An 11,965-nucleotide genomic window follows, 5' to 3' on the forward strand; every position below is an offset into this window, starting at 1 on the left:
GAGCGTGACTGAGCGGGCCCGGCGTGTCGATGATACGCATCAGGTGGTTGCATCAGCATGTTTGACACATATGAGAACGGAGTGTGAACATGTATCTCACTGCGTCTCAACGACGATGTGCCCAGTTATTTCGCGGCGGGGGCATGCCGCAGTTGGCGAGCGTGGTATGGTTTAAGCGTAGCCATGGCAAAGAGCGTCCCTGCCTTCATCAACCCGATCATGCTCGCGTGGGCTCGGGATAAAGCTCGTCTCACCCCTGAGGCGGCTGCAAAGGCTATCGGAATCGCCGTTGAGAAACTCCTGGCGGCTGAGAGAGGCGAGCTGCAGCTCTCTTTCCCGCAGTTTTTGGCCGCGGCCAACGTCTACAAGCGCGCGCCCAGCCTGTTCTATCTGGACGAGGCGCCTACAGATTTCCAACCGATTCAAGACTTCCGCAAGCTCGCAGACGCCGAGCCAAGTGTGTTCACCACGGCTCTCACGACCGTGATCCGCCAAGCTCAAGAGCGTCGAGATCTCGCTTTAGAACTCCGACAAGAGATTGGTGATCCAGTGCGGGAGTTCAGTCTGTCGGCAGATCTCAGTGAGGATGTGGAGGTTCTAGGCGAGCGTATTCGTGCCTACTTAAACGTCCCTGAAACCGAGCAGCAAGCATGGCGCGCAAAGGCGTTCGAGAGCTGGCGGGCCAAGATCGAAGCACGTGATGTTCTCGTGTTTTTGGTCCCTAAGCTGTCCTTATTGGAGATGCGCGGCGCGGCCGTCGCGGATCCGCGGATGCCGTTGATCCTCATCAATTCCAGGGATCGAACGAACGGCCGTACCTTCACGCTGCTACACGAGTTCTGCCACCTAGTCGTACGAGCTAGCGGCGTCAGCGGCTTCGGTGCCGACGAGGGCCAAGCTCATGCTGCGAAGGTTGAGCGGTTCTGCAACGCCGCTGCCGCTGCGACTCTGGTGCCAAAAGAGTGGTTGCTGCGCGAGAACTTGGTTGTTCGCAAGGGTGTAGAGAAGACTTGGGACGATGACGAACTCGCTGCCCTGGCGGCGCGCTTCGGCGTCAGTCGGGAGGTGGTGCTACGCCGCCTGCTGACGATAGGGCGAACTAGCAAGGCCTTCTACGAGAGCCGAAGGCCGGTGTTCCAGAAGGAGTACGACGACCTCGAAACTCCGAGCAAGAGCGCGCCGATTCCACGCCATACCATCGTTCTCAGCCAACTTGGACGGCCCTATGCACAGCTAGTGCTCCGAGGGTATTACGACCGACGATTGACGCTCAGAGACGTATCCAATTACCTCAATATGCAGGTAAAATCTGTTCCAGCCATGGAACAGGCAGCCTTCGGTCTAAAGGGGTAACACTCGTTGGCCGACATCTATTGCATAGACACTAGTTCTCTCATTGCCGCATGGTATGAACGCTACAAACCCAACCGCTTTCCGAAACTATGGGAGCAATTCGAGGTCCTAGTAATAATGGGGCGATTAGTTTCAACTTCTCTTGTGCTAAATGAGTGTAAGGTACGCTCGCCAGAGTTACATAGCTGGCTTGTAGAGAGGGAAGCCATGTTCTTGCAACCTGATGCGGAGGTGCAGGCGCGTGCTGCTTACATCATCAACACTTACAAAGGGTTAGTGAAACAGGGCAAAGAGAAGTTTGCCGCGGATCCCTTCGTTATCGCTACTGCGGAAGTGTACGGGTACCGGGTCGTGAGCGAGGAAGACGGCCCCGCCAACCTCGGAAAAATTCCTGGCGTCTGCAACAAGCTACAAGTCCCTTGCTTCAAGTTGGCTGAGATGTTCGACGCCGAGGATTGGACGTTGGGATGAAGTTTGCGCGATGCGTATATAGGAGCGTAGCCCGTCAGAACGGAATATCTTCATCAAGGTCATAGTTTGGTTTAGGACGAGCTGGCTTTACATGGATGGCTGGTCTTTTAACTTCTGGAGCGGGCAAGGCTTTCAGCGGAGGTGAAAGCCTCTGCGCAGCTGCTTCTTCTGTTTCTTTATCAGCTCCGATCAAAGCCATAATCTGTGCGACTGCTTTCTGTCCATCGGCTGCGATGGTGACAACGCCAGCAATAGTGGTTGTTAATCCAACAAGAATAGCCATAGTACTCGCGAAACTTACTCTGCGATTTCCGAATTCTTTTAGAAGAAGGTCAAGTCTTTCATCCAACCGCTTTTTGCGCTCTGGGTCCATCTCGGATTTTTCGATGAGATCCCGAATGCGTGAAACATAATGTTCAACCTTGGTGCGCGTACTGCTGGTTAGTAAAACGGAATAAGGGTGGTTCTGTCCCCGCAGTCGAATGCGCATGCGCGCTACTGCACCCTGAACTGATAGACTGAAAGATCTGAAATCACCGTTGAAACCTTCGGGAGATCCAGAGTACCATAACACATCTGTGACATTGCACTCTTGTGCAACGGCATAAACTGCGGACATGTATTGTTCTCTAACCGTCTGATCGAAAGAAGTTGATGTATCTTGATCAATCATTCGGGTCATATTTCTGCGGCATATACTCTCAAACTCAATAAAACATCGGTCGTCTTCAAGGGGAAGATTTGAGTATTCCTCATCTGATATTAGCTCGTAGCTCATGCTGCGGACAGCCCCAGGTTCAATGATGCTCTGAACTCATGAGGCTACACATCGGTAGTACGAACATCGATCCCGTAGCCGGTGCCCTCCCCAGCCAACTTGAGTGTCCGGCTAAGATTGTGTCGCTGATCCGGAGGTTAGGGAGCCGATCTATCGCCCTTCGGATCGGTCGCACCGTAGTTGCCCAGTCCAGCATCGAACAGGTCGTTGTCCTCGTACTTGAACTGGAGCACTGACCTGAGATCGTTCAACACCTCCACTGAACGACCTTCTCTCTGCCAGCCGCTCAAAAGGCAGCGTAGAGGCAAGGCCTTGCCACCCTGTTGAGTTGCTGTGATGGCAACGGCGTTTCAGTGAGGCGTACGGCGCGGGCAGACCGCGTGTCCTCGCATGAGGACCTTGACGGACGATCTTGGCCTTGAACGGAGCTAGGAGGATGCCTATCTAGGTAGCAGTTCAAATCATAATCACAATCATAAGCCTGTCCGCATGTTGGGTGCGGAATGAGCGCAAGGCCCTCGGACTACTGTGAGGGCCGATCCCCAGCACAATCCAATTCTGATCTTTGGTTGTGTTATGGGAGGAGCATCATGCCGAGCATGATGACTGGTGCAGAGGTTGCCGCTCTGCTGCGTCTGAACATCAAAACCGTCCGCAAGTATGTGCCCTCCGTCAAGGTTGGAAAGCGCGTGCTCTACGCCTTCCCCGAGGTGCAGAAGTTCCTCGCTGGTACCACTGCCACGCAAGCGGATGATGGTCCGGTCTTCCCCTACGGTGTGAAGATCGAAAACGGCCCCTTCGGCCGTACAGAGCTGCCGATTGCTCTGGTCGCTCAACGCCGGCTCTCGACCAACGGAAAGACCGAAACCTGGATCATCGAGTGCCCGCGTTGCGGGGAGCTGCATGAGCATGGTGCCGGTGAAGGTTCGCGCGCCAGCCACTGCGGCCTGCAGGTTCCTGAGCGGGGTGAGATCTACATCCTCGACGCCACCCACCTGCCGCTCACCCCGTTCAAGCTCGCACGTATTCAGACTGGTCGGCGCAAGTACATCTGAGCCAATTTTCAAAATAAAAGCCTCTCCCGTTGGCGCGGAAGAGGCTTTTAGGCTTGGATGTTTGGGAAATTTCCATGAATAAGATAGTCGCATTGCCTGACGTTGGCAATAAGAACCTGTCACTTGGCCAAGCGTTGGCCTATGCGGCACATGGCTGGCGGGTCTTCCCAGTCAACGCCGGCAACAAGAAACCCTGGGATCCCGAAACCGATCGTTTGATGGGTGCCTGGCAACATCGTGCGACCACCGATCCAACGCAGATTGAGGCCTGGTGGAAGGCTCGGCCGGATCTTGGCGTCGGCGTCGCGACAGGCCGCGAGACTCGCGTCATCGTCCTCGACTTCGACGTGACGAAGGGCAAGGACGGACTCGCCGACAAGGCGAAGTTGGAAGCCCGCTACGGCAAGCTGCCAGCGTCGCTGACGCAATCGACGCCGTCAGGTGGCACTCAGGAGTTCTACGCCTACCCGGCTGAGGCTGAGGACATCCCGAACAGGGTTGGGTTCGGCTATGTCATTGCCGGGCACCGGGCCAGGCCGCTGTGCGGGATCGACGTGCGCGGCGATGGCGGGCAGGTGAACGTGCCCCCTACAGCCCGTGAGGCGGGGGCCTACAGCTGGCACTCGGACCCGTTCACAACGCCTCTGGCTGAGCTGCCGGCGCGATGGAGCGAGGCGCTTAATGTGAAGGCGCTGCCGACGCGGGAGCCTGCGATCTTCAGCAACCCGGACGATATCGAGTGGACGGATGGCCAAGGTAGTGCGGCGAGCGTGATGGCTGGCTGCGCTGCCAACGACCGGCTTAGGACTGCACCGAAGGGTGTCACCGAGTGGGGATGGAAGATGTCGGCCGGTGTGATCGGCCGGTGTGAGAACGGAAGAGCCATTTTCCACAAGCTCTCGGCGCTGGACCCAGAGAGGTACGACCCTGCCGCGACGGACAAGGCGCTCGACTACATGCTCGGCAAGACCGGGCCACACGGGTGCGAAGCGTTCGCGGCTGAGATGCCGGAGACATGCGCAGGGTGCCTCTACAGGGACACAGGCAAGATCACCACGCCCAGTCAGCTGGCACACAAAGACGTGGAGATGAACAGGTTTCAGCGATCACACTATTACGTGACAGAAGCGGAGCTGTTTTACGATATTACAAAGCAAATTACAAAGTCCAAGAGTAACTTCTCGGACACATACGCCCACATCAACATTCGCTACACTGAACAGACTGAAAAGGGACCCCGCGTCAAGATCAAGAGAGGCACCAAGGCTAACCTATTCACTGGTGACACTTTTTCCGCCAAGGCGGACCTGAGTATCTACGAACCCGGCCGGCTGGAACGCATCTTCACGGGACCGCGCGGCGTCACCTTCGGTAACATGTGGCTCGACGACGGTATTCAGGCAGTCCCCGGTGATTGCAGCCTGTGGCTCAATCACCTCGCTTACCTGATGCCAAACGAAGAGAACGAGCGCGAAGACTTCCTCGATCTGATGGCCTTCTCAGTGCAGCAGCCCGGCGTCAAGGTGCGTCATGCTAAGTTGTTCATCAGCCTCATTCAGCAGAACGGTAAGAGCACGTTGTTCGAGGCTTGGGAGAAGATGCTCGGCAAGTCGAATACTGTCCGCGTAAGCAATACTGAGTTATCATCTCAGTTCCAGGGTGGAATATTTAACAAGCAGCTTGCTGTATTGGAAGAAATATTTCAGAGGGACCGAGACATCTACAACAATATGAAAGATATCATCACAGAGCCAGAGAAGCGCGTTCAGCTCAAGAACCAAGATTTCGTGGAGCGCCGGCCGCCGCTGATCATGATCGGGTTCAGCAACAAGTCAGTGCCAATCAACGGGATCGAGCCGGGTGATCAGCGATGGCACGTGATAGAGATCATCGCACCTCGCCGGGACAACGATTACTACCTGCACCTGCGTGCTGAAGGCTGGAAACAGATCCCGGCCTTCAAGGCGTGGCTCCTGAAGCGCGACCTGTCGCACTTCGATCCCGCTGCCCCGCCGCGCATGACAAAGGCGAAGCAGCGTCTCATCGCCGATGGCCGGACGCCCTCCGACAAGGCATTGGACGCCGCGTTGGAGGAGCACGGGCGCCCGGTGGTCGTGGTCGAGCTGGTGCGCCGCGCAATCCTTGGTCAAGGAGCGAAGGTCTTCCCATCCAACGAAGAGGTCGGAGATGGCCTTCGACAGCGCGGCTGGGTGAAGCGGGGCCAGCACCGAACGGGCGATCCGAGCGTGGTGAGAGGGACCTTCTACACGCTCGGTGACGAGTTCGCAGATGCCTCCCCTCAGACGTTACGCGACGCTTTGCACTGGCACGGGGTGGGCCGGGGCAAAGAGTGACCAGACCTAGGACAGCGTCCCGTAAATGGGCGCTGTCTAAGTGTCTAAGCGTCTAGGGCCCTTTCGCCGTTTTTGTTTTCATAGAGGCAATGAAGGTGGAAAAACAAAATCCCTATTTCCACCTTAGACGCTTAGATACTTAGACATCGTTGAAAGATAAGGACTTTCTCCAGCCGATGAGCGTCTAAGGGGGTGAGGGTTAGACGCCAAGGGTCGTCATATGACCTTGTTCACCCCGCCCACCACCGTGCCAAGGAACTGCCAAAGTGTCTAACCCTCCTCTGATAAGCCCCCTGTTAGACGCCTCTCCGACACACCTGGGCGCTACTATCAGCAAACCCTCCACCGCCTTGAGCAGCCTACCGCAGGTCTCTCAGGCCGATTTCGGTGACCGTCCTCCATGGGCCGTCCTCACCACTCGCACTCTGGTGGCTGCCCTCGGGATCGACCGGGGCCTGTTCGCGACGTGGCGGTGCCGTGGCATCGGCCCGGCCGAGTTGCCCTCTACCTGGTTCCGGCCGACGACGGGATCACCTCGCTTCTACCAGGTCGACGCAGTGCTTGGATGGCTCGCCGCCCGCCGCGGCGAGCCCTTCGACCGGAACGAGGCCTACCGCTCCTACCTCACCGGCATCGGCCTCCCCGCCGACTTGAGTTGGGTCCAACGCTTTGCCGAAGGCGCCGGCCCGACGATTGACGATGTCCGGTTCACGTCGCAGGGCTGGCGGGCTTACCTTGCCAGCCTGACGGAGAGCCGTGATGCCCCTCAACAGCCCCCTCTATGAAAACCTGAAGGGTCAGGTCTACGACATCGCCCAGATTGCCGCCGGCCGCGGCAACGCCGAGGCGCAGACCGAGGGCTTCCGCGACGTCTACGACCTGATCATGTCGGACAGCGATCACCCGCGACAGCCGGCTTTCCTGGGCCTCATCATGGATCGACTGTCCGAGAAGCAACGGCCGATCCTGCTCGACGGACTGGCTCGGGAGTATGCCGGTGTCGACAGCTGGATGGCTTACGTCGATCGCGAAGAATAGCCTGCCAGATCATTTGTTATCATTCAAGGAAAAATGAAATTTTTCGGAAGTATATATGTCAGATAGTGTATGTTGCACCGCGACAACACGGTAGAAATAGACCCCCGCATCCCTTGCTTGCTTTCTAAAACTCACGGATAGTCCTGATTATGCTTCGCCGAAGGCGAAGCGGAGCCGGGGGTCGGGATGAACAAGCCGGTTGCGGTTGGACCATGCAACAACACCATTGGGTCGTATGGTCTTGTTGCACCGACCCTCAAGCCTCTGGTTGCCTACACTCGTGTGTCTACAGAGCAACAGGGGCGATCCGGTCTCGGCATCGATGGGCAGCGCAAGGCCATCGCTGTGTTCGCCGAGGCCAACGGGTTCTTTGTCGTCGCCGAGTTCGAGGAGCACCAGAGCGGCAAGGGTGCCGATGCCCTGGAGCGCCGGCCTCAGCTCGCCGCTGCCCTCGCCGCTGCGCGCAAGCTCCGATGTCACGTCATCGTGTCGAAGCTGGATCGGCTGAGCCGAGACGTGACCTTCATCGCAGGCCTGATGAGCCAGCGCGTCCCCTTCATCAGCACCGATCTGGGCGCTGATGCCGACCCGTTCCTGCTCCACCTCTATGCGGCCCTCGCCGAGAAGGAGCGGGCGATGATCTCGGCCCGTACCCGCTCGGCCCTCGCCGAGCTGAAGGCGAAGGGTGTCCAGCTCGGTAACCGGACCAACCTCGCCGAGGCCTCAGCCAAAGGTGCGAGCGTCAACCGGGCCGAGGCCGACAGGTTCGCTGCCAACGTCCTACCCGTGATCGACGCCATCCAGACGGCTGGCATCGCCTCGCACCGTGGCATCGCCGCCGAGCTGAATGCGCGTCGGGTCGAGACAGCTCGGGGCGGCGTCTGGAACGCGATGCAAGTTGGCCGGATCATGGCCCGCGCCTAGACCTGGCCACCCAAGGACCCAAGGTTTGGCCTCAATCGACTGACCGTCGAGGTTCCGCTTCCGACCCAAAGTAGGCGCTCGCAAGGTCCGCTTCCGGGCATTCTGATGAGCGGCACGAGCGATCGATGGTGGCCGGAAGCGGAAAGGCTGCCTTCGGATTCTTCATCTATAAAGCGGACTGTCACAGGTGTGGTTGAGTCCGAAGGTTGCTGCCGTCGACGCGGAACTGACGTCCGAAGCCGATCATCTCGTTGTCGTAGAAGATCGGGATCTTGCGCCTGCCTGCCTCTGCCAACCTCGCGAACCATTCCATCAACGCCTCAAAGCGTAGTGCGAGCCTATAGCACCCACAGCCACAGGTGATAACGACCTCGTGACAGCAGAACCCATCATATGACGGCGCACATTCCGCCAACATATGTTTGAAGCGCCCATCGTCGAATGAGGTCTCAGGCGTCGACGACTGAGAGACGTGCGTGCTCCCGCCGATTACCAGCGGAGCGGCACTTGCCCCGATACTTTTTCAACGTCCACGATGGGCGCAGCAAGCTCGACACCGAAGGCACTGAACTACCTGACTGGCAGACCGCCCGTCGCGAGGCTGTCCGCCTTGCAAGCGGAATTCTAAGGGACGAAGCCGACAGGCTCTCGTTCGGCGAGGAATGGAGGTTGGAGGTCACCGACAGCCGGGGCCTCATCCTCTTTCAACTCGACTTCTGCTTCACCGAAGCGGCAGCGGTTAGAAGCTACGCATCCGGCTGAGGTGCAGCCTCAGGGAGACGAACGAGCGTTAGCCTCTCCTACGATGTTGTTCGTGTAGGCCACGGCCGACAAACAACATGGTTCAATGTCAGCCAAGCGTTGGTATGTGTTCAATGAGAATGGCCGGACCGAGGAAGCCAACTAGGCCTGGGTCGATCGGAGAAAGCCTCTGTCTCAACTGCAAACACCCGACAGTGGGCCACAAAGTTGGCGAGACAGTCACGTCGAATAGTCAAGGTTTGCTTTCCACCCTTCTAGGCCTTTAAGCGGAACGCTAGCACTCGACCCATGTCGGACCTTCCGAGCGTCCACTTCCGGGCGGCTTGATAAAACGGACGAATATGACCGGGATGGGTGGCTTTCCGCCCGTCTCCTTATCGGCGAAGCGGACCTTCTCACGGGGCATGGAAGTTCAGTTCGCCAGCATCGTCAGCGTTCCAATAGGATCTGAGACTTCGCGGTACGGGGCCCGGCTCCAAGCAGCAGGACTGCCTGCTCAGAACTGGTTCTGGCCGACCTGGAATGTTCCATGAGTGCAAGTCCTATTGGAACATCGCGCGCTGCTGGGGCAGTGGGTCTGACTTACTCCCAGACACCCTCGTCCGAGACGGTGTCGCTGAACGGCACCGTGAGCAGAAGCTGAGCGTCCTTGTCCTCGATCTCGAAGGAGCACACGAACCAGTCTCGGACGACGTCCGTGCGCAGTCTGGCAATCATGTCGCGGGCCATGAACAAGGCGTGCTCCCGCGCGGCGCTCAGGTCCGCGAGTTCGTTGCCTTCCGGGTCCACTGCCAGCCCATCAGGTCCTGGACGATGTCGAAGGTTGAAGAAGTAGCGGGGCATCTCACACTCCCCCGATCAGGCGGGCGTATTCCGCTTCCGTCGCGCCGTAGCTGCTGTCTGCCAGGGCCACCAAGCGGTCCCGGTCGCGCACGGTGATCCGCCCCCGCGCCGCCTTGATGAGGCCGTTGCTCTCCAGCGTCTGCACGGCCAGCGTCGCACCGGAGCGCTGAACGCCAAGCATCAGCGAGATGAACTCATGGGTCACCACGATCTCGTCGCCGTCGAGCCGGTCGTGGCACATCAGGAGCCAGCGCGCGAGGCGCACATCCATGTTGAAGGCCCCGTTCACGTAAGCCGTGTGGCGGGCCTGAACCAACTTGGTCTGGAGGTAGCGCAGCATCAGCCTGCGCAAGGTTGGGCTGTGGTCGACGGCGGCGCAGAAACTCACGGCATCGATGCCAAGCACCTCACCGGGATGCTGGACGAACTCGTGGTAGGGCGTGGTGCCGCTGTCGAGCAAGACGGGCGAGGCGCCGACGAGGCCCTCGCGTCCAATGAGCCCGACTTCGATCCGACCGCCCGAACCCTCCGACACGATGGAGGTGTAGGCAACCTCCGGGAAGAACAGCCTCGTGACGGGCTCGTTGGGTGCGATGAGGGTCTGGCGAAGCTCGGTCGCCATGGGCTGCAGGTGCGGCTGGAGCAGCGCGAAATCGTCGGGGGACATCGCCCGGAGGAGGCGATTGCGCACGGCATTCTGCTGAAGCTGAGCCACGGCTCTCGTCTGCCTGTCGGAGCAAGAGCACGGCGTGTCTCCTAGTCGTTTGCGCTCGGATCATCGTGCAGACGATACGAAGTAAATAGCGAAGACACAGAAGTATTGCAAGAGATGCAAAGCCAACTCGGCTTGGACTTTACTTTGTCTGGTATCGCACAAAAGAGAGTACGAAATCAGACCAAGCCTACGGACTACCTTGCGCGCAATGAACCTGAGTTAATATCACTCGTTAAAACGGCCAGAACGCCGCGCTAGGCTCTTAGCCGGCCTTTCCGGAGCTTTGTATGCAAGAGATGGCACAGCAGCCTGTGGCGCTGCTAGCGGAAGCGGACAGCTTTGTCAGCCTGGATCTGAGCGATGCGTTGCAGGCCGCGGGCTACCGCGTGCTCGGACCGTTCGCGACCACGCGAGAGACCCTGGCAGCGCTCAGCCAGAACAGCCCGACCCTCGCCATCATCGACATCACTCTGAGAGACGGGTCCAGCGCCACCCTGGCCGAGGAACTGCGTCGACGTAGCGTGCCCTTCCTGGTCCACTCTGCCTGCCGGCAGGACACGTCACATCCCGTCAGCTTCCAGGGCGCGCCATGGCTGATCAAGCCTGCTTTGGCCCGGGACGTGGTGGCCCTGTGTGACGAGCTCTTCTTGGGCGGGTCTAATGCTGCGCGTGCAGACGGGGAGCGAGCCTCATCCCTCCCGGTGGTCGAGCAGGCCGGGAGCGTGAGCAACCCGTTCGTGCGCAAGCTGGAAGGCTTCGCGGCCTTGTCGGAGGCCGACCGAGTGGTGCTGGAGCAGGTCAGCGCCAATGCGCGCATCGTGCCGCCGCAGACCAGTCTCGTGCACGAGGGCGACAGGCCCGATGGCGTGCTCCTCGTCATGGAGGGCTTTGCCGGGCGGCTCAAGCACCGCGCCAACGGCCATCGCCAGATCATGGCCTACTTGGTGCCCGGCGACATGGGCGACCTCGACGTCGCGCTGCTCTCCCGGATGGATCACACCATCACCACGCTCTCGGCCTGCAAGGTGGTCCGCATCGCCCCCGAGACCGTGGCGGCTTTGGTGCAGCATCATTCGCAGATCGCTCGCGCGCTTCGCATGGCGACGCTCGTGGACGAGGCGACCCTGCGCGAGTGGCTGATGAATGTCGGCTGCCGTTCGGCCGTGGAGCGGATCGCGCATCTGTTCTGCGAGCTGCTGGTGCGGCTGGGGGCGGTCGGCCTCGCGCAGGGCAACAGCTACGACTTGCCCATCACGCAGCTCGACATCGCCGACACGACGGGCTTGTCGAACGTGCATGTGAACCGCTCGCTGCAGGAGTTGCGGCGGCAGGGGCTGATCGAACTGGGGGGCAGGCGGCTGACGATCCTGAACTTGCCGCGCCTGAGGACGTTGGCGGAGTTCAAGGCCAATTACCTGCACCTGGGAGACCGCTCTGCGGCATGAGCCTTCGTCTCGAGCCTGTGCAGGTCGCGCCCGGAGGCGGCGACACCGACGGCCGGCTCGTCTTCGCCGACGAGTACCTCGTCGCGGTGCTAGCGCGCCAATCCTGACTAGGGACTTCCTGCCCACGTCGTTGTCAGGTGGGAGCGAGCGCAAGCGTCCACACGCCCCATCGCACCCAGAGCCCATCGCTGATATACCTTGCGATAGGCGACTTGGCGCGCCGTGGC

General features: G+C 59.4%; 13 protein-coding genes. 9 read left to right on the forward strand and 4 right to left on the reverse strand.

Annotated features, from left to right (window positions below):
* Positions 1-183: 183 nt before the first annotated feature.
* Both MFF55_RS19105 and MFF55_RS19110 read left to right on the forward strand, forming a co-directional pair.
* Complete coding sequence (locus tag MFF55_RS19105) at positions 184-1,353, forward strand: ImmA/IrrE family metallo-endopeptidase (protein ID WP_238245693.1); 1,170 nt, start codon at positions 184-186, stop codon at positions 1,351-1,353.
* A 6-nt stretch (positions 1,354-1,359) separates the two neighbouring features.
* On the forward strand, positions 1,360-1,824 hold the full coding sequence (locus MFF55_RS19110) for a DUF4411 family protein (RefSeq protein WP_238245694.1): 465 nt from the start codon (positions 1,360-1,362) through the stop codon (positions 1,822-1,824).
* A 34-nt stretch (positions 1,825-1,858) separates the two neighbouring features.
* Here MFF55_RS19110 and MFF55_RS19115 read toward each other — a convergent pair whose 3' ends face one another.
* Entirely contained in the window at positions 1,859-2,602 is a 744-nt protein-coding gene (locus tag MFF55_RS19115) for a hypothetical protein (protein WP_238245695.1), read from the reverse strand.
* 590 nt (positions 2,603-3,192) lie between these two features.
* Here MFF55_RS19115 and MFF55_RS19120 point away from each other — a divergent pair.
* From MFF55_RS19120 to MFF55_RS19140, 5 genes are all read left to right on the forward strand, one after another.
* Positions 3,193-3,657 carry a helix-turn-helix domain-containing protein gene (locus tag MFF55_RS19120; protein ID WP_238245696.1) on the forward strand — a complete coding sequence of 155 codons (465 nt, stop codon included), beginning with the start codon at positions 3,193-3,195 and terminating at the stop codon, positions 3,655-3,657.
* A gap of 53 nt (positions 3,658-3,710) precedes the next feature.
* The gene (locus tag MFF55_RS19125) at positions 3,711-6,011 is read left to right on the forward strand and encodes a bifunctional DNA primase/polymerase (protein ID WP_238245697.1); all 2,301 of its coding nucleotides are present in this window, start codon (positions 3,711-3,713) and stop codon (positions 6,009-6,011) included.
* Positions 6,012-6,439: 428 nt separating this feature from the next.
* A complete protein-coding gene (locus MFF55_RS19130; protein ID WP_238245698.1) occupies positions 6,440-6,796 on the forward strand; it encodes a hypothetical protein in 357 nt (118 codons plus the stop codon).
* Positions 6,771-7,049, forward strand: coding sequence for a hypothetical protein (locus MFF55_RS19135; RefSeq protein WP_238245699.1), 279 nt, complete (start codon positions 6,771-6,773; stop codon positions 7,047-7,049). Before MFF55_RS19130 ends, MFF55_RS19135 begins: the two co-directional genes overlap by 26 nt.
* A 186-nt stretch (positions 7,050-7,235) precedes the next feature.
* Positions 7,236-7,973, forward strand: a complete 738-nt coding sequence (locus tag MFF55_RS19140; protein WP_283206767.1) for a recombinase family protein — start codon at positions 7,236-7,238, stop codon at positions 7,971-7,973.
* A 181-nt stretch (positions 7,974-8,154) separates the two neighbouring features.
* On the opposite strand, the gene MFF55_RS26860 is transcribed toward MFF55_RS19140, so the two are convergent.
* Complete coding sequence (locus tag MFF55_RS26860; RefSeq protein ID WP_283206768.1) at positions 8,155-8,286, reverse strand: hypothetical protein; 132 nt, start codon at positions 8,284-8,286, stop codon at positions 8,155-8,157.
* 194 nt (positions 8,287-8,480) lie between these two features.
* Between MFF55_RS26860 and MFF55_RS19145 the strand changes: the two genes are divergently transcribed.
* A complete protein-coding gene (locus tag MFF55_RS19145; RefSeq protein WP_238245701.1) occupies positions 8,481-8,735 on the forward strand; it encodes a DUF6894 family protein in 255 nt (84 codons plus the stop codon).
* 582 nt (positions 8,736-9,317) lie between these two features.
* Here the strand turns inward: MFF55_RS19145 and MFF55_RS19150 are convergent.
* Together MFF55_RS19150 and MFF55_RS19155 are read right to left on the reverse strand one after the other, a co-directional pair.
* Positions 9,318-9,578 (reverse strand): DUF6894 family protein, encoded by a 261-nt coding sequence (locus MFF55_RS19150; protein WP_238245702.1) that lies wholly within the window; start codon positions 9,576-9,578, stop codon positions 9,318-9,320.
* A 1-nt stretch (position 9,579) separates the two neighbouring features.
* Positions 9,580-10,293, reverse strand: coding sequence for a Crp/Fnr family transcriptional regulator (locus MFF55_RS19155; RefSeq protein ID WP_238245703.1), 714 nt, complete (start codon positions 10,291-10,293; stop codon positions 9,580-9,582).
* Between the two features lie 311 nt (positions 10,294-10,604).
* On the opposite strand from MFF55_RS19155, the gene MFF55_RS19160 reads away from it, so the two are divergent.
* Positions 10,605-11,738, forward strand: a complete 1,134-nt coding sequence (locus MFF55_RS19160; protein WP_306421463.1) for a helix-turn-helix domain-containing protein — start codon at positions 10,605-10,607, stop codon at positions 11,736-11,738.
* The last annotated feature ends 227 nt before the right edge of the window (positions 11,739-11,965 follow it).

The sequence above is a fragment of the Methylobacterium iners genome (assembly GCF_022179305.1).
GTDB classification, from domain to species: domain Bacteria; phylum Pseudomonadota; class Alphaproteobacteria; order Rhizobiales; family Beijerinckiaceae; genus Methylobacterium; species Methylobacterium iners.